Consider the following 16383-nt stretch of genomic DNA (forward strand, 5'->3'; position numbering starts at 1 on the left):
TATCTATCTTTGTACACATACCGCTAAGTCAAGTCCCGTTTCATAAGCCTACGCTGTGTCACCTTATAGGACACCCACATACCCAGAACTCCTGCCAGCAACGCTCCCCACATCACCGGAGACAACAGCTGCCATTCCTTACTATAAAATGCCGTTATCAATACCAGATTGGCCCCACATACTCGAACTATAATCGTAACTATCCCACAAATGAGCATAATGACAATGGATATCCAAAAGTAGGATTTTCCTTTTTTAAGAAATTCCAAATGAATATAAATGGCTTGAATCAGCATTCCGTAGCCTATCCAGGTAAGTGCAAACGATACAAAGAAACCTGTACTGGCATATACACGAAACGTAGCTGACAACGTAAACAAGAGAGTGAAAAATATTACACTATTCACAATAAACGCCAAAATCGCTTGTTGAATTCGACTCATAATCACCGCGTTCATCGGTATAGGCAAGGTGCGGAAAAAGGCTAGCATATGCGTATAGGAATCTTCCTGAAGATATTTAAATGCACGACGGTTATAAATGAATCCGAGAAACGGAATCAACACCAGCATGATAAAATCGGCTACTGGACTCAAGTTTCCACGTTCATCCCAATGCACACTTACAGCAAAACTCATGGTAAATCCCAAATACGCAATAAACAGCAATGTCCACAGCATGACATATGGATTGTTGCGAAAATCCTGCCGGGTAATCTTCCATGCCTGCTTGATAATTGTCATTTTCTTATCCCGATCCCTTCTGCACTGCCTGTAATGACGACCTCGTTCTCTCTTCATACGAAGTTATTATTACAGTAATCAGTGTTATTACTGTATATATCTTTATACACAGTATATAAACCATGAATTACAACTGTCAACACCTGAATGTAAATTGTGCGTACAATCACAAAAGCTCGTCAGAACCTATGCTACTCTGTAAATGATAAACGTTCTCAATCAAGGGGATGACCAAATGGATAAGATACTGCACTGGGATGAGCCGATATTTAACCTTGTTAACCGTTATCCCGAAGTGAAGGACATCATGGTAGAGCTGGGTTTTCACGATATCGCCAAGCCTGGTATGTTACAAACCGCAGGTCGTTTTATGACACTGTCCAAAGGTATTGCATTGAAAAAATCAGCTATGGAAACCGTGGAACGCACGTTTTTGCAACATGGTTTTACCATTCAAAAATAAAGGAGCTAACAATCATGAGCGAGCTAATTAATAACCGTGAACATACAGCAGAGGAATTAACGGAACGCCAACAAACGCTAAAGGAAATTATAAAAGAATTACATGCCGGGAAAAGCGTGGAGGAAGTCAAAGCACGTTTCGCAGAGGCAGTTGGCGGAGTAAGCGTAGCGGAAATTTCGGCTATGGAGCATGCATTGATGACTGAGGAGGGAATTCCCGTATCGGAAGTGCAGCGTCTTTGTTCCGTGCATACATCGATATTCAAGGGTTCCATTGAGGATATTCACCGTCCTTCAGGACCAGAGGAACAACCGGGACATCCCGTTCATACCTTCAAGCTGGAAAATCGAGAGATCGAACGATTGGTCAACTTCAAGTTGTCATTGCACGCGGACCAATTTCAAAAGGACGACAGCCCCAAAATCATCTACAAGCTACTGGAAGATTTAAGTCTGCTGCTCGATCTCGACAAGCACTATAGTCGCAAAGAAAACCTGGTCTTTCCTTATCTAGAACGCTATGGAATTTTTGGCCCAACCAAAGTCATGTGGGGTGTGGACGACAGCATTCGTGCCGCGATTAAGGAGGCGAAGAGTCTACTCACCGAATATAATGGAGATCGTGAACAGATTGGGAAGGCACTTGCCCATATCATAAGCGAAGTGAATGAAATGATATTCAAGGAAGAGAATATTTTGCTGCCGATGGCACTCAGTAAGCTGACAGAGGATGAGTGGCTGAAAATAGCCCGAGAAAGCGAGGAAATCGGATTCTGCCTGACCGCTCCCGAACGTGAATGGATACCTGAACGGGCAGAGGAACCTGCAGAAGCCCTTGAGCAAACGGAAAACACATCTGGAACACCGCAAGGCTTCGTGAGATTCGAGACAGGGATTATATCTGTACAACAATTGGAACTGCTTTTGAATCATCTACCCGTTGACCTGACTTTTATCGATGAAAACGATGTTGTTCGCTATTTTTCCCATGGTAAAGAACGAATCTTCGCGCGCACGAAAGCCGTCATTGGTCGTACCGTACAGAATTGCCATCCACCCCAAAGCGTGCATGTCGTTGAGAAGCTGCTGGAAGATTTTAAGGCAGGTCGCAAGGATGTTGAAGATTTTTGGATTCCAATCAAGGACAAATTTGTCTACATCCGTTATTTTGCTATCCGTGATGCAGAGGGCCGCTATCTGGGAACGTTGGAATTTACGCAAAATATCGCACCGATTCGTGCTTTGGAAGGACAAAAGCGTATTCTATCCGAATAGTATCCAACCGTAAGCCACCATGTTCAGGTTTTTGCCACCCAAACTTATAATATGTTGTTCTACTATAAGTTTGGCCCCCAGCCTTTCATAAAAAGTACATGCTGGATTATCTGCTAGCACCCATACGATTACAGAGTGAATATCCATACTATTAAAATGTTGAAGCAGACGTAAAAATAGTCTCTTCCCCAAGCCTAAACTATGGTATTCACTCAAAACGTAAATAGCCGTTATTTCTCCCCCATACGGGGGATATTCACCTGACTTTTCTGGACCCCCACTCACAAATCCGATGATTTCCCCCTTCTCATTTTCAGCAACATATACCCGATGACCGTCTTCACTGGATAGATTCGCATTCCACAGTTCTGTTCTTTGCTCATAGGAAATCTGTTCCAGAACCTGGGCAGGCATTATATCTTTGTACGTCGTCTTCCAGCAATCTACGTGCACCTTGGCGATGCCCTCGGCATCTGATATCGTTGCTTCCCTGATGTTCATGTAAGTTCCACTCCTAGTTTCCAATATTATGCACTCTATTATATCGACGATCCAAATCTTGATCTATAATAAGGATATTCATTGCTATTCATTCATTACTGGAGGATTCGACTTGAATAAAATTGTTTCATTTTATGTGCCGCTTGGCATTTCGTCATTAATTGCTGCACTAACGCATGTCATCGTCAATGCCGTGCTTGCTCGTTCGGAACATCCTTCGTTTACATTAAGCAGCTATGCGGTCGCCGTCAGCTTGTGCCTGCTGTTGGAAACTCCGTTAACCGCTGTACGGCAGATGACCACGAAATTCGGTTATGATCGCAAGTCCGTTCATTCTATCGGTATTTTATGTGCGCTCGTGGCGGTGGCTGTATTGATCATAGGCTGGAGTATCGGGTTGACGCCCGTAGGCAATCTGGTCTTTCAATATGTATTTGGTGTGTCCCCAGTATTGATCGAACCCACCAAGAACGTATTTCAGGTTCTTACTTTACTATACATATTGGTAGCTGTCCGTAACATATATCAGGGACTTATTATTAACAAGCACCGAACGGCATGGATGACATTCAGCTCGTCCATACGTATTATCGTGATGCTAATTGCTTCCTGGTTTTTGATCCGTGCTGGCTGGACGAATGACGGACGAGTCGGTGCCGCCATTTTTATTGCAGGTATTCTCATAGAGCTGGTCGTTACTTTTTTAGAAGGCCGGGTTCTCAAAAGAAAGCTGCCTCCTGACAACGGGAAGCAAACCATCCATCATGCGAAGCATCTCCTACCTTTTTACCTTCCTTTGCTATATTCGGCGCTGGTGCTGGTTATCCTGAATCCTTCCATCCAAGCTGCGCTGAACAATACAACTGATCCACTTTTGGCCGTGGCATCCTTTTCTGTAGCACTGCAAATCCTAAATCTATTTGTCTGGTTTTGCAGCTCTTTGCATCAAATTGTGATTCAATTTTATACGACCAAGCGCAGGGAAGTGCTGATATTTTTGAGCTTTTTGTCTACCCTGTCGCCGCTGCTACTACTGTTACTCTCCTTCGGATTTGCTAGTGATCCTGTGTTACGGAATGTATTGGGATTGGAAGGAGAACTGTTGCTAGAAACCAGAGGACTGCTTCGCATACTGGCTGTCTATGTTGCATTTTATCCTTGGGTGGAATATTTTATTGGACGGTCGATATTAATCGGCAATACCAAACCTATCTTTATTGGTAGGCTGTTTTCTGTAAGCTTTGCGATTCTCGCGCTTATTCTGTGTATCTGCTTTTTTCCAGGACTGGATGGCAAAGTGGCGGGAATTGTGATGGCTGTTTCCTCGCCTGTCGAGCTGGGGATTTATCTGTTGCTTTATCGAAAAATCTCTACAAGCACGATGAATGTGTCATCCTGAAAAAACTTACCTAGAGAGCCTTATGCAAACGACCCGCACATTGACTCCCTATGGCACAACTCTCTTTTACGAGGTCAAAATATAAGGACCGTTCTTTGTAATCGCAATCGTGTGCTCGTATTGAGCTCCCCAACTGCCGTCTGCTGTGCTGATGGTCCAGCCATCGTCTCCCCAGAGCACCGCGCCCTCGGTTCCGAGGGTAAATACCGGCTCAATGGTAATCACCATCCCTTCGCGCAGCGGTAATCCCGTTTTGGGACGACCGTAGTGCAGAACCTCTGGCGGCTCATGCATTTGGCGACCAATGCCATGCCCGATCAGAGGCTTGACGTTGCCGAACCGCCGCCAGCCTGCCGTTTTTTCCACAGCATGCCCGATATCCCCCAACGTCCTCCCCGGGCGGGCAGCCTCGATACCTCGTATCAACGCCTTATGGGTCTGCCGCAACAGTCGTGCTACCGGGCGGCTAATGTTACCTACCGCATAGGTCCATCCTCGGTCAGCCAGCCAACCGTCCTTGTTAACCACAATGTCGATGGTCACAATATCCCCATCATGAAGCACTCGCTCCGATGGAAAACCGTGACACACCACCTCGTTGACCGAAGCGCAGGTGGCATAAGGGAAACCTTTATAGCCCTTTTGTTCAGGCGTGGCTCCACGCTTGCTTAAAAACTGCTCCACCCAAGCATCGATTTCAAGCGTTGTAATTCCCGGAAGAATACGACTTTCCAGCGTACGATGGCAATCTGCCAAAATACGTCCGGCCTCCCTCATGTAGCCGATTTCCTCCGGTGTTCGTATCGCTATCTCTATTGGAATCCGCCTCCTTTGAGCATACAAATTCACTAAACCTATCCCATTGTATGCAAGGCGGACACAAAAAAACCGTCTCCTCTGTGGATAGACGGTTTATAAAAGTCGTATTTCTAGTTTTTCGGGTAATCGAACCCTTTAAGATACTGAAGAATTTATGCGACCGAGTTCGTTTTCCACCACCATGGTCAACTCTTCCTCATACCCTCCTGTAATCCGGTATTTTCGCACATATTCCTTTACAAATTTTTTGGGATCCTTAGGCCGGAAAATTCGAGTCATTTCCCGCAGACTTTCCTTAACTTCATTGTGACCTTTCGTTGCCATGTAACTCCCTCCCAAAACGTTGAAAATAAGTGCTCCGTTGAAGAGAATGCCGAAAAGTATTGATGTCCTTATGCAGTGAAGTAGTATGTCTAATTGCAGCTTAGGTCGGGAACACCTTATACAAGGCATGTACCTGACACTATTATTAACCGATTTTCTTTTGGCTGAATCACTACCCCATTATAACATATTCAGATACAGCTTTCAGCTTTCCAGTAAATTTACATTGATTTTACCTATCTTTTACGCATCATGTCATTTGGGGTACTCAATCAGCTGTTGCACAGGGGGTATACCTTATTTATCGGTTTTTGGAGTGTATGTGTTTGGGGTAAAATAAATAAACATAACAAGGAGGGAAAAGGATGAGCCGCTATGCTCCGCTGTTCACTGCACCTGTTGCCCGTATGTCTGCCCTGAACATAGGAACTTGTGAAGAGGAGGGCATCAATGTCTCCCTACTTGATCAGGCAGACCGTGAAATTCAAGCCAAGTTTCCTAAAATGCACAGCTTCCTGCTGCTGCGCCACGGCAAACTGATCTGGGAACGCTATTACAACGGTCATGAAGCAAGCTCTCTGAACGATTTGCGATCCGCGACCAAAAGCTTCACTTCCACGCTCATCGGCATAGCTATGGCTCGCGGTGATATGCCCGGGCCAGAAACGGCTGTACATAAGCTGTTGCCTGAGTATTTACCTAGGCGGAAGGAAACACTGCTAGAGCAGATTACGATTCGCCATCTGTTGACCATGACATCCGGCTTGTATTGGCAGACAGGCAAAAAGCTCGGAGAAGCTTTTATCCACCGTTTTCATCGTAGCAAAAGCTGGCCGTCCTTTGCCCTGCGCTTACCTGTACAGGAGGATCTACTCGGTGTATTCCAATATCGCAGTGTTGATTCGCACTTGTTGTCCGTGCTGCTGACCCATTGTTGTGGGATTGACGCCTATACGTACGCTCTCCAGCATCTGTTCGAACCCTTAGGTTTTGGGAGAAGTGGTTGGGCGCAAGATCCAGAGGGCTACACTATGGGACATATCGGGCTATATCTGACATCGCGTGACATGGCTAAATTCGGCGATTGCTGCCTTCATCAAGGCAGCTGGAACGGAAAAGAATTGATTCCGGCCGATTGGCTGCATCAAGCGACACAGCGACAGGCTGAAGGGTATCCAGAATTCGGAGATTACGGATTCCAATGGTGGACAGGACGACTCCACGGCATCAACTACGCGTGTGCGCACGGACATGGAGGACAGCAAATTTATCTTGTGCCAGAAGCGAACGCAGTCGCAGTATTTACAGCAGATAGCAAGGTGAGCCGTTGGAAAAATCCGCGAACACTGCTGGAGCGCTACGTTTTGCCAGCTGTATCCTCCCTCAACTTAGAACGTTCCTGAAATGAGCTTTAATGTGCTTATTGAATATAGGAGGCTAAACAATCATGGAAGTCTCAGCACCAAAAATTCTAATATTATACGCCAGTTACGGGGAAGGCCATGTGCAGGCCGCTCGGGCGATTATGGACAGTTTGCGAAGACTCGGACGCTGCGAGGTACAACTTCTCGACCTGATGGCTGAATCTCATCCCTGGTTGAACGGTCTGACCAAATTTGTATATATGCAAAGCTTCAAAACCATTCCTCAGCTTTACGGCTGGGTCTATAACATCACGCGCGGTATGCAGGCTAAATCGGCCTTTGGCCATGTGCTGCATTCATTCGGAATGCGTCAACTTACGCTCACACTGAAAAAGGAGTTGCCGGATCTCGTGATACATACGTTCCCTCAGCTCGCGCTCCCGGCGTTACGCCGCAAAATGGGAATGAATTTGCCTATTGTCAACGTGGTTACAGATTTCGATCTGCATGGGCGCTGGCTGCATCCCGATATTGACCGCTACTATGTAGCCACTGAGGATATCCAGCAGGAAGCCGCCCAGCGGGGAATACCTATCGAACGTATTATCGCTACGGGTATTCCGATTCACGCTTCTTTTTATAACATGTCTGCTAACGAAGTTCCTGTTCAGGAACAGGTAATTCCATCACCACAGTCTGAGACTACTACGCTACTCATTATGGCAGGCGCCTATGGTGTGCTATCCGGCATACTGGATATCTGTCGGCAATTAAGCCAGCTGCCTCAGTTGCGGCTACTCATCGTCTGCGGACGTAACCAGCAACTGAAAGCAGAATTGGATGCGCTGTATGCAGACCACCCGGACATTTACACCTATGGATTCGTGGACTTTGTTCCAGCACTTATGCGTGCGAGCAATCTGGTGATTACAAAGCCCGGCGGCATTACACTCTCGGAAAGCATTGCATCCGGTTTGCCTATTCTTGTGTTCAAGCCCGTACCCGGTCAGGAGCTAAATAATGCTCTGTATTTGCAGCAAAAAGGAGCTGCCCGTATTGCTCGCACGACGGAGGAGCTGATTCAGCATTGTCTCGACCTGATTTCCACCCCCTCTCTTGCCGAAGAGATGACGCAGGCGATTGAGTTGCTCCGCAAGCCTCATCCCGCAGACCAGATTGCCGAGGATATTTTGCATCAGCTTGTGGATAAAAGACCTTCCGTACGGACAAATTAACGAAGAATAAGCCAAGACGGAGGGGATACCAATGGAACGCAAAGGAAAGGATTTACTCCCGCTAACGGGTGAAAAGGTAGAAGTGGACGGTGTTTATATTGATGAGGATGGACATGAGCAGCATTTGCACAGAGGCCAGCATTTTCCCGCTGATGTTGTTCTGGGTACTTCCGAGTGGAAAATGACCGAATATGCCTTTGATAATCATCACGAAGGACGTACCGATGAACGACTTATCCCCAAAGAGGATGACAAGAATAAAATGGGTAAAATCACACACCCACGCCGCCATTTAAAAACTGGTGACCGATAATTATGGAAGTATATCCACAACTACACCCAATATGTTGATAGTTTGTGGACAAACTGTGTGCAAAGTATGAATCATCGTAATATTATCTACAGATTGTGCACATTTTGTGTATAAACCATGTTATTTCTGTGGATAAACATTAATATGCGGTGGATAAAGTGTATACAACATGTGCAAAACATGTGCATAACCGTTTAAAAGGCTGAGCGAATCTTTTTCGTTCAGCCTTTTTCGTATTTTTATACACATTCTCTAATTCATTTTTTTACCGAGATCGGGTATGTTCGAACAAGAACATCGCTCCCGGAATGATGAGTTGCCCAAAAAGGACTCTATCACATTAACGAAGACTAATCGAAAATTCGCAAATAGCGCATAGAGGAGTGTAAAATGGAAACGGGGACGAACAGAGTCAAAAGAGAAATTACGAAATGTAAAAAAGGCGTAGTCATCATAGAAATCTCGCTTCAGGCAGGCGAACGAATGCAGGAACGCGGTATATAGAAGCATCTAGAAAAACTCGTTGACCAAAATTTGGAGTGGAGTGATCCGAATGGCATCTATTAAAATCCTTTCACTTAATGTCGGCATGCCCAAGCAGATCCAGTTTAATCAGAAGGACGTTTCTACGGGGATATTCAAGTCGGCCACAGATGAATATTTGTATTTATCTTATCTAAACTTCGAAGGGGATGGGCAGGGCGATCTAGTTCATCACGGGGGTAAAGAGAAAGCTGTATGCGTCTATCCCTACGAGCACTATCCGTTCTGGGAAAATGAATTGCGGAGACCGCTCGATTACGGCTCGTTCGGGGAAAATTTAACGATAAAGGGTTTGCTAGAATCCGACGTTTGCATTGGAGACGTCTTTAAGCTTGGCAAAGCTATCGTTCAAGTTAGCCAGCCGAGACAGCCTTGCTACAAGTTGTCCATCAAGTACGGCGTACCGGACATGCCCTTGAAGGTACAGCAAACAGGCTACACGGGATTCTACTTCCGCGTTCTGGAAGAGGGAGTTGTCTCTAAAACCGAGGGATTATCCCTCCTTCATCGCCATCCGAAAGCAATTACGGTTTCATTTGCCAATCGAATTATGCATCAAGAGAAGGCTCATATCGAGGGTATTAAACAAATTCTCGAAGTGGAAGAATTGTCCTTAAACTGGAGAAATACGTTTCTAAAACGTTTGGCGGGAACCGAAACGGATTCTCGGGAAAGACTATCAGGCAATTCGTAAGGTGGAAGTGGTTCAATGAGTCTGCAAGCTCGTCTGCCTGCAGTCGAACATCGAATCTGCGAAGCTTGTGGGCGATGCGACAGAAGCGCAGTCCAAATGGGAGACCTTTCAACCACGGAAGGTGGCACTTTATCGGTCATTTGCAAACCAATAAAGTAAAAAAAGGTTATCACCAAATTCGAGTATATCCATTCGCTTGACCGCTTATCCTTGGTGTAGAGCCAATTTTTTTACCGAGATCGGGCATATCCTTCAATCCTGCCCTCATAGCTTGTATAGTACGGAGACTTAGCTTGAATCTTTTATAAAGGAGGATATGCCTGACATGTCAGTCTATAAGTCTTCCACAGGATTGGATGAAAATATAGCAGCTGTCCTGTGCTATTTGTTCGCCTTTATTGGCGCGCTGGCCTTTGTCATGCTGGAAAAGAAAAGCCGATTCGTATTATTTCACGCACTGCAATCCATACTTCTTTTTGTAGCCCTCATGATCGGACATGTGCTGGTCGGATTCATTCCGCTACTCGGTCCTTTCCTCGCTTCCCTGCTAACGCTGGCAAGCCTTGCCTTGTGGATTATCTTGTTAATTCGTGCGGGCCAAGGAAAGTGGCTCAAGCTTCCCTGGGTAGGCGATCTGGCTCTTCATCAAGCCCGGCAGTTGTGAAAACAACAAAAAAAACCTTGATCCTTAGCAGGATTCAAGGTTTTTGCTGTTTCGATGATTACTTTTTATCGCATGTTTGCTTCTTCTGTCCTATATGAATGTATCCCAACTTATCTGGGTTGACCATTAAATAAAAACTCTGAATATGCTCCCCGTCCGGTGTCAGTCTGAGACATAAGGTTTCTCTCACTTTTCCGTCTTCCAGAAATGCCAGCTGAACCTCGCCATTGATGACGGTGTGGAACACATCTCTTTCTCGTAAAACGGTTAATACCCGACGAGAAGTCAACAGGGCAAGAACACCTTTGCGTACAACCATCGGTCTCATCACCGTATGCACATTACCTCCGCCATCTGACACGAATACAGGTTGTTCAGCCAGTAGTTCCAGCATAGCAGTCACATCGTAGGCAAGAAAGGCGGTTGTAAAACGTTCTAGTAGTTTTATTCGGGAAGAGTTATTCACATTGCGACTGGACTGAGCCTCAAGGGCAGATTCTCCCGAAGATAGAATACGACGGGAGCGACTGAACAACTGACGACAGTTGCTCTCAGTCTTCCCTAGCAATTCCGCAATATCTTTGTAATCATATTGAAAAGCTTCCCTCAGCACAAAAACAGCCCGCTCTATCGGCTTTAGCTGCTCCAGCAAAACCAGAAAAGCGTAAGATATCATGTCTTTACGCTCTAACCAATCCGCAGGAAGATCTGCACTTTCACCCAACGGCTCCGGCAGCCACTGTCCTACATATGTCTCTCTTTGCTTGCGTGCAGAGTTCAACAGATTTAGACACCGATTCATCGTCATTTTGGCTACATAGGCTTTGGGATTGTGTATATCATCCAGGGGCTTATTCTTCAGCTCGACAAAGCAGTCTTGAACTACATCCTCGGCATCTGTAACCGTTCCAAGCATGCGATAAGCAATGGCAAAAGAATATTTGCGATATCTTTGATACAGCTCCTCCAGATTTAAATCCACCGATTCTTGTTCAATTCTATGTTCTTTGCCAGACAAAGCATAGCCCCCTGTTCATTAAAGAATGCCCGGATACATCCCCGTTGCAATTGCAATCCGGTTCCAACTGTTAATCACGTTAACTGCGGTTATCAAATCTACGTATTCTTCCTCTGTAAACTGTTCTCTGACCCTATTGTACAAATCCGTAGGTACCCCTTGTTCAGAAATACGGGTGACCGCTTCAGCTAATTCAAGCATAACACGTTCTTTTTCCGTGAACAAAGGAACCTCCCGCCATAAGGCTAGCTGCAAAATGTGGTCAGCATAATCCCCCAGCTTGAGCAAATCCTTCGCATGCATATCCAGACAATAGGAACATCCATTGATTTGGGATACTCTAATTTTCAGTAGTTCATACAATACTTTGTCTGTAAAACGACCGGAAATATATTTTTCCATCTCCAGCATCGCCTTGAACGTACTGGGACTCACTGCTCTGTGATTGAATCTTAAACTCACGATACATCGCCTCCATTATTGGTTTACATATAGAAGACAAATGAACATGTGATTTTGTGACAAAGTGCAATACATCAATTTGGAATTGCCCTCAATTGGCATAGCATGTATTATAGATAAATGATTTTATGTAAAGAAGGTGAGCACTCACATGAGCGGAAAAGGTATTATAAAAGAATTTAAAGAATTCGCTGTACGGGGTAACGTGATTGACCTCGCGGTCGGTGTTATCATCGGTGGAGCGTTTGGCAAGATTGTCACTTCTGTGGTAAACGATATTATCATGCCTCCGATTGGTAAACTTCTGGGCGGCATGAATTTTCCAGACTTGTATGTAGCTTTACAAAATGCCGGTCCTTTAAATGCTGACGATACACGCATGACTTTGGCACAGGCCAAAGAAGCAGGGATTGCGGTCCTCGCCTATGGTCAGTTCATTAACGTCCTGCTGGACTTCCTGATCGTGGCCTTCTGTGTGTTCATGCTGGTCAAAGGGATTAACATGCTGAAACGCAAAGAGGAAGAAAAACCTCCTCAGGAAAAAACGATCAAGGAATGTCCTCATTGCCTATCCGAAATTCCTGTAGCCGCTACCCGTTGCGCACATTGCACTTCCAAGCTGGAAGGGTACGTGGAAGCACGCTGACTCAACCCATTTATATGACTACAATAAACGGCTTAAGACGGTGTATCGTCTTAAGCCGTTTTGGCATGGTATAAAAAATCCAATTAGTTGAAATTGGTGATAATGCCACGGGGTCTGACGGGCAAGCCCTCAGCGTACAGATGGGAAACATCACCGAAGCCGATGCAACGGGGAACTGCCCATTCTTGGGAGCGCTCATCAAACAAGATCGTGGTTACGGAGCTAGGCGGCATCCAAAAACCGGACCAGACCAAGGGCAATGGCAGCTCCAACAGATGAGCAAGCCAGGTCAGCCCGAAGCCGCCATGACAAAATACCGCCACCTGATCTTCAGTGTGCTTCAGAATCCGGTACCTGCCCTCCACCCGCTCAAAGCCTTGCCGTTTCAGGAACTCATCGGAATGAAGCTTCAGCCGCTCGAAGGTTTCAGGGCTTTGCGTTCCCTGATAATAGGAAATCTCCTGCCAAGAGTCATGAGTGGGCAGGGGCAACTCGGAACGGATCACTTCACCAGGCAAATCCCAATGGGAAAGACGGCCGTATGGGGTTTCCTCCAGCTTTAGAGCCAGCTCCTGCGTCCAGTGTTCTACTTCATGAGTCATACCCAGAGAGTCGGCGGTGTAGCGCATCGTATCCAAAGCCCTCCCCAAAGGAGAGGCATAAATTCGATCCAGTCCGTGACTGGAAAGCCGCTTGGCTAGTGCCTGGGCTTCCAAATGTCCCTCCGGTGTGATGGTGTTATTGGGGTAATCGGGGTCAGCGTGTCGGATAATATACAATCTCATCATTGTTCTCCGTTCCTATGAATGGCGACAGTATCGCTCTATCTCATTTCATCGATTAGTTCTCCTGATCTTTAACGTTTATTCAGCAAAGTTTCCAAAATCGCGCGCAAATCCCTATCTTCCTGGTAGACTTCCTCACCCGTATCCAGCTCAATAACCCGGATATATGTATAATTGGCTCTGACATCGACTGGTTTAAAAATCAATTCGTCCGGATTGTCTGGGCGGACATCATAGCCCATATTTTTGAACATATCCGTGATTTGATCAATCCCCGGCTTGCCCCCACTTTCCAGCATAATTAACCCACGAAGTTCCTTGGGTTCCTCCGGATGCATGACTCGAAAATGTACTATACATTCCATGTAAAATCGCTCCTTTCAATCATAAACCTGTGTGATGTTGCAAATCCTTATGTTCCCAGCATACCCCAAATGCCACTCCACATTCCACACCCGCCTTCATATCGTCAGGACAGAAAACACGTTATACTGTAAAGTAGACCTTTGAATTTCTGCTTACTATAGGAGGAACCACGATGACTAGCGAGCTTCTAGATATCTACGATGATGAAGACAACTCTCTTGGCACAGCCTCGCGACAAGACGCACATGCCAAGGGATACTGGCACCATACCTTTCACTGCTGGCTAGCACGAGACACTTCGACAGGCCGTCGCTTGCTGTTCCAACAGCGTCAGGATACGAAGGACACCTTCCCCGGATGCTACGATATTACAGCAGCCGGTCACTTGACGGCAGGCGAAGATATGTCTCAGGCGGCTCGTGAGCTGGAGGAAGAACTGGGTATTCATGTTCCCTTTACCTCATTAACACCGCTGATGACCGTTCGGTATGAAAGCAAAGGTACCGCACAAGGCACCTCTTTTTGGGACCGGGAGGTTAGCTCGGTGTTTGGACTGCTATCGAACCAGCCATTGGAAGCTTATCACCTCCAGCAAGAAGAAGTAGCCGGACTGTACGAAGCAGATCTTGACCAAGCACTGGCCCTTTTTGAAGGCCATATTCCCTTTATCGAAGCCCAAGGCATTACGTCAGGGCCGAACCCAGAAAAAACTCGCCGCCTGATTACATCGGATCAATTCGTGCCTCATAAGGCGGGCTATATTACATCTATATGCCGGGCACTGATGGAACTTCCTAACCGGTAATCTTTAGCTATTCTCCAGCTGACATATATTTGCCGATAATGCCTTCATACCGCCAGCCATACCGGGTCGACAGCTCTCTGCCCATATCATGCTCCAGCTCATACAGAATAAGATCCTGAGCAAAATGATTAAGCAGCAGACCTGTCATTACCGGATGCTCGGTAATAAGCGCCTGTGTCAGGCAATTCTCTCCCCGCATACCCAGCATGCACCAACGCCGATCAATAACAAAAGAAAACTTGCGTCCTGCTGGTTCCTGTCCGTCTGTACCAGACCTAAGCGGTAACCACGGTCCCATCATGCTTTCCCCGTTATCGCAGGACCAGAGCAGACGCACACCTCGACTCTCGGCTTTCTCCAACTCTGTCCGCAGCAGTTCGGCTTCCTCGCGCCACAAATCCAACACAATCTCATGCTCTGCCCGTTCCAATTCACGTGTCAGACTTTCCAGCACCTTCCGATCGCCTTCCGCATTATAAAAGGTCGGCTTGGTTGGTTCTGTTCGTGGCATTTCCTTCTCCACCGCACGCAGGGACTCCTGCATTTGTCCTTCGATCATCCGGGTCAATTCACCCGGTGGCAGCATGCTGTAACGAACAGGCTCTCCAGCACTGGTTCTGAGGTATCCCTGCCCGGCCAAACGCTGTAAAGCCGCGTACACGTTGGAACGCGATGCACCCAGACGCTTAGCCACTTCATAGCCGGAAGCCGCATTTTGCCTCGAAAGCTCGACCATAACCTTGGCTTCCATTTCCGTAAAACCCAGATTCCGCAGATGATGCAGCAAACGCTCCATATATTCTGTTCCCCCTATGCTGCCCGGCGTTATGTCTGTGTCCTGCAGCAGCCTGTTCGGCTGCGTCAAATCTGTTCAGCTCCGCAACGCGGGCACCATTTGGACCCTTTGGGTAGTTCTGCAGTACAGATTTGGCATTTTACATTTTCACGTACTTGTGCAGACGGCGTTGCCGGCTTATCAGCCCCGGAGTTGTTGGCCTTCCAATATCGAATCCGCTCGTCCAGCTCTTCCTGACGCTCACGCTCACGTGCCAGTTCTTCAAGACGACGGTGTTCTTTTTCCAGCTCTTCCTGACGACGGCGCTCCCACTCAGCGTCGAATGCCGCTTTTTCTTCCGGTGTAAAATCAGACACTGTGTAATCGCGGTCTAGTCCCGCTGGTTCGTGTGTTTCATACCGCTCATCCTGTTCCTGTTCATGCCGATCGACTACTTCATGTTCTGCATACTCCGTGTAAGCAGGTGCAGCATCCTTCACTACCTCTGGCTTGCGCAGATCAAAAGAATAGACGTCCGTTGGCACCTCTTCACGCACAGCAGCCACTTGTTTGGAAGCAGCCTGTCCTTCATTGAGCTTGCGTCCGCATTTGGGGCAAAAGTTCGCATCCAGAGGCACAACCGCTCCACAGGTGCATAAATGAGCGTTTTTCAATTCTGCAATTCTACTGCGCAGCTCGTCAATTTCATCCTGAAGCTCATCACATGCGGTGGATAGCTGTGTCATCTCGGTTTCTGCCACCGACATGTCGGATGCTCGGTAGCCTTCGTAAAAGATCTGACCCATTCGTAAGAAATGAACATCCATTTCCTGCTGAATCGTTGTAATTTGTGAATTGATCTTACTAATCTCGACAGCATGCTGCGCCTTTTCTGTTGCGCGATTAGCGCCTTCCTTTATACGTTGAATCAGCTTCATCGTTATTTCCTCCCCATATCCAGCCGGATTTCACTGTACCGTCCGTATATCCCAAAGTTTTTTTCTGTTGGCAAACCTCGAACTCCTGTATAATGGAATGCGGTCATATCGCCTGATTGAAGGCTATAGGCATTAGCGTCAACGTATTGACGTTCTGTTGCTCCGCCAAGATCCGCATGAATTTCAGCATTATTTTAGTCCATCGCCTTGTTCTTATCGTCAGCTAAAGCTGACTAGAACTCTATCATACCA

Annotated in this window: 20 protein-coding genes; 10 read left to right on the forward strand and 10 right to left on the reverse strand. The window is 46.6% G+C overall.

Going from position 1 to position 16383, the window contains the following annotated elements:
- Positions 1 to 23: 23 nt before the first annotated feature.
- Positions 24 to 743, reverse strand: a complete 720-nt coding sequence (locus MHB46_RS11280; RefSeq protein ID WP_209949373.1) for a hypothetical protein — start codon at positions 741 to 743, stop codon at positions 24 to 26.
- A 235-nt stretch (positions 744 to 978) separates the two neighbouring features.
- Here MHB46_RS11280 and MHB46_RS11285 point away from each other — a divergent pair, with 235 nt between their 5' ends.
- The gene (locus MHB46_RS11285) at positions 979 to 1206 is read left to right on the forward strand and encodes a DUF1858 domain-containing protein (RefSeq protein ID WP_209949371.1); all 228 of its coding nucleotides are present in this window, start codon (positions 979 to 981) and stop codon (positions 1204 to 1206) included.
- 14 nt (positions 1207 to 1220) lie between these two features.
- Positions 1221 to 2480 (forward strand): DUF438 domain-containing protein, encoded by a 1260-nt coding sequence (locus MHB46_RS11290; protein ID WP_341162373.1) that lies wholly within the window; start codon positions 1221 to 1223, stop codon positions 2478 to 2480.
- Here MHB46_RS11290 and MHB46_RS11295 read toward each other — a convergent pair.
- Positions 2469 to 2981, reverse strand: a complete 513-nt coding sequence (locus tag MHB46_RS11295) for a GNAT family N-acetyltransferase (RefSeq protein WP_341162374.1) — start codon at positions 2979 to 2981, stop codon at positions 2469 to 2471. The two genes, MHB46_RS11290 and MHB46_RS11295, sit on opposite strands and share 12 nt — an antisense overlap.
- A 112-nt stretch (positions 2982 to 3093) precedes the next feature.
- Here MHB46_RS11295 and MHB46_RS11300 point away from each other — a divergent pair, with 112 nt between their 5' ends.
- The gene (locus MHB46_RS11300) at positions 3094 to 4380 is read left to right on the forward strand and encodes a hypothetical protein (protein WP_341162375.1); all 1287 of its coding nucleotides are present in this window, start codon (positions 3094 to 3096) and stop codon (positions 4378 to 4380) included.
- A gap of 66 nt (positions 4381 to 4446) precedes the next feature.
- Here the strand turns inward: MHB46_RS11300 and map are convergent, their stop codons facing one another.
- Positions 4447 to 5229 (reverse strand): type I methionyl aminopeptidase, encoded by a 783-nt coding sequence (map, locus tag MHB46_RS11305; RefSeq protein WP_081317543.1) that lies wholly within the window; start codon positions 5227 to 5229, stop codon positions 4447 to 4449.
- A 105-nt stretch (positions 5230 to 5334) separates the two neighbouring features.
- Positions 5335 to 5523, reverse strand: a complete 189-nt coding sequence (locus tag MHB46_RS11310) for a hypothetical protein (RefSeq protein ID WP_007428354.1) — start codon at positions 5521 to 5523, stop codon at positions 5335 to 5337.
- Between the two features lie 365 nt (positions 5524 to 5888).
- Between MHB46_RS11310 and MHB46_RS11315 the strand changes: the two genes are divergently transcribed.
- The 5 genes from MHB46_RS11315 (at position 5889) to MHB46_RS11335 (ending at position 10336) form a co-directional block, all read left to right on the forward strand.
- Positions 5889 to 6926, forward strand: a complete 1038-nt coding sequence (locus MHB46_RS11315; protein WP_341162376.1) for a serine hydrolase domain-containing protein — start codon at positions 5889 to 5891, stop codon at positions 6924 to 6926.
- Between the two features lie 44 nt (positions 6927 to 6970).
- Positions 6971 to 8122 carry an MGDG synthase family glycosyltransferase gene (locus tag MHB46_RS11320; RefSeq protein WP_209949363.1) on the forward strand — a complete coding sequence of 384 codons (1152 nt, stop codon included), beginning with the start codon at positions 6971 to 6973 and terminating at the stop codon, positions 8120 to 8122.
- A 31-nt stretch (positions 8123 to 8153) separates the two neighbouring features.
- A complete protein-coding gene (locus MHB46_RS11325; RefSeq protein WP_134904816.1) occupies positions 8154 to 8435 on the forward strand; it encodes a transposase in 282 nt (93 codons plus the stop codon).
- 553 nt (positions 8436 to 8988) lie between these two features.
- Positions 8989 to 9672, forward strand: coding sequence for an MOSC domain-containing protein (locus MHB46_RS11330; RefSeq protein WP_341162377.1), 684 nt, complete (start codon positions 8989 to 8991; stop codon positions 9670 to 9672).
- A gap of 325 nt (positions 9673 to 9997) precedes the next feature.
- Entirely contained in the window at positions 9998 to 10336 is a 339-nt protein-coding gene (locus MHB46_RS11335) for a DUF4870 domain-containing protein (protein ID WP_165178889.1), read from the forward strand.
- A 58-nt stretch (positions 10337 to 10394) separates the two neighbouring features.
- On the opposite strand, the gene MHB46_RS11340 is transcribed toward MHB46_RS11335, so the two are convergent.
- Both MHB46_RS11340 and MHB46_RS11345 read right to left on the reverse strand, forming a co-directional pair.
- Positions 10395 to 11354, reverse strand: a complete 960-nt coding sequence (locus MHB46_RS11340; RefSeq protein ID WP_341162378.1) for a sigma-70 family RNA polymerase sigma factor — start codon at positions 11352 to 11354, stop codon at positions 10395 to 10397.
- 18 nt (positions 11355 to 11372) lie between these two features.
- Positions 11373 to 11816 carry a carboxymuconolactone decarboxylase family protein gene (locus MHB46_RS11345; protein ID WP_209949355.1) on the reverse strand — a complete coding sequence of 148 codons (444 nt, stop codon included), beginning with the start codon at positions 11814 to 11816 and terminating at the stop codon, positions 11373 to 11375.
- Positions 11817 to 11967: 151 nt separating this feature from the next.
- On the opposite strand from MHB46_RS11345, the gene mscL reads away from it, so the two are divergent.
- Positions 11968 to 12462: a large conductance mechanosensitive channel protein MscL gene (gene mscL, locus MHB46_RS11350; protein ID WP_341162379.1), complete on the forward strand. Its 495-nt coding sequence runs from the start codon at positions 11968 to 11970 to the stop codon at positions 12460 to 12462.
- A gap of 83 nt (positions 12463 to 12545) precedes the next feature.
- Here the strand turns inward: mscL and MHB46_RS11355 are convergent, their stop codons facing one another.
- Both MHB46_RS11355 and MHB46_RS11360 read right to left on the reverse strand, forming a co-directional pair.
- Positions 12546 to 13247, reverse strand: a complete 702-nt coding sequence (locus tag MHB46_RS11355; protein ID WP_025719795.1) for a histidine phosphatase family protein — start codon at positions 13245 to 13247, stop codon at positions 12546 to 12548.
- 71 nt (positions 13248 to 13318) lie between these two features.
- Positions 13319 to 13612: a hypothetical protein gene (locus tag MHB46_RS11360; RefSeq protein ID WP_025719794.1), complete on the reverse strand. Its 294-nt coding sequence runs from the start codon at positions 13610 to 13612 to the stop codon at positions 13319 to 13321.
- A 173-nt stretch (positions 13613 to 13785) separates the two neighbouring features.
- On the opposite strand from MHB46_RS11360, the gene MHB46_RS11365 reads away from it, so the two are divergent.
- Positions 13786 to 14418 (forward strand): NUDIX hydrolase, encoded by a 633-nt coding sequence (locus tag MHB46_RS11365; RefSeq protein WP_165178886.1) that lies wholly within the window; start codon positions 13786 to 13788, stop codon positions 14416 to 14418.
- A 7-nt stretch (positions 14419 to 14425) separates the two neighbouring features.
- Here MHB46_RS11365 and MHB46_RS11370 read toward each other — a convergent pair whose 3' ends face one another.
- Together MHB46_RS11370 and MHB46_RS11375 are read right to left on the reverse strand one after the other, a co-directional pair.
- Complete coding sequence (locus MHB46_RS11370) at positions 14426 to 15214, reverse strand: TrmB family transcriptional regulator (RefSeq protein WP_165178885.1); 789 nt, start codon at positions 15212 to 15214, stop codon at positions 14426 to 14428.
- A gap of 65 nt (positions 15215 to 15279) precedes the next feature.
- Positions 15280 to 16131, reverse strand: coding sequence for a zinc ribbon domain-containing protein (locus tag MHB46_RS11375; protein WP_069010833.1), 852 nt, complete (start codon positions 16129 to 16131; stop codon positions 15280 to 15282).
- Positions 16132 to 16383 lie beyond the last annotated feature (252 nt).

The organism is Paenibacillus sp. FSL H7-0703 (assembly GCF_038003485.1).
Lineage (GTDB): Bacteria > Bacillota > Bacilli > Paenibacillales > Paenibacillaceae > Paenibacillus > Paenibacillus polymyxa_B.

Excerpts from the sequence above, each read along its gene's own strand:
- MHB46_RS11365 (WP_165178886.1), top strand. The coding sequence starts at position 13,786 with ATGACTAGCGAGCTTCTAGATATCTACGATGATGAAGACAACTCTCTT.
- MHB46_RS11280 (WP_209949373.1), bottom strand. The coding sequence starts at position 743 with ATGACAATTATCAAGCAGGCATGGAAGATTACCCGGCAGGATTTTCGC.
- MHB46_RS11325 (WP_134904816.1), top strand. The coding sequence starts at position 8,154 with ATGGAACGCAAAGGAAAGGATTTACTCCCGCTAACGGGTGAAAAGGTA.
- MHB46_RS11285 (WP_209949371.1), top strand. The coding sequence starts at position 979 with ATGGATAAGATACTGCACTGGGATGAGCCGATATTTAACCTTGTTAAC.
- MHB46_RS11355 (WP_025719795.1), bottom strand. The coding sequence starts at position 13,247 with ATGAGATTGTATATTATCCGACACGCTGACCCCGATTACCCCAATAAC.
- MHB46_RS11360 (WP_025719794.1), bottom strand. The coding sequence starts at position 13,612 with ATGGAATGTATAGTACATTTTCGAGTCATGCATCCGGAGGAACCCAAG.
- MHB46_RS11295 (WP_341162374.1), bottom strand. The coding sequence starts at position 2,981 with ATGAACATCAGGGAAGCAACGATATCAGATGCCGAGGGCATCGCCAAG.
- MHB46_RS11375 (WP_069010833.1), bottom strand. The coding sequence starts at position 16,131 with ATGAAGCTGATTCAACGTATAAAGGAAGGCGCTAATCGCGCAACAGAA.
- MHB46_RS11370 (WP_165178885.1), bottom strand. The coding sequence starts at position 15,214 with ATGGAGCGTTTGCTGCATCATCTGCGGAATCTGGGTTTTACGGAAATG.
- MHB46_RS11335 (WP_165178889.1), top strand. The coding sequence starts at position 9,998 with ATGTCAGTCTATAAGTCTTCCACAGGATTGGATGAAAATATAGCAGCT.
- MHB46_RS11290 (WP_341162373.1), top strand. The coding sequence starts at position 1,221 with ATGAGCGAGCTAATTAATAACCGTGAACATACAGCAGAGGAATTAACG.
- MHB46_RS11330 (WP_341162377.1), top strand. The coding sequence starts at position 8,989 with ATGGCATCTATTAAAATCCTTTCACTTAATGTCGGCATGCCCAAGCAG.
- mscL (WP_341162379.1), top strand. The coding sequence starts at position 11,968 with ATGAGCGGAAAAGGTATTATAAAAGAATTTAAAGAATTCGCTGTACGG.
- MHB46_RS11310 (WP_007428354.1), bottom strand. The coding sequence starts at position 5,523 with ATGGCAACGAAAGGTCACAATGAAGTTAAGGAAAGTCTGCGGGAAATG.
- MHB46_RS11320 (WP_209949363.1), top strand. The coding sequence starts at position 6,971 with ATGGAAGTCTCAGCACCAAAAATTCTAATATTATACGCCAGTTACGGG.
- MHB46_RS11315 (WP_341162376.1), top strand. The coding sequence starts at position 5,889 with ATGAGCCGCTATGCTCCGCTGTTCACTGCACCTGTTGCCCGTATGTCT.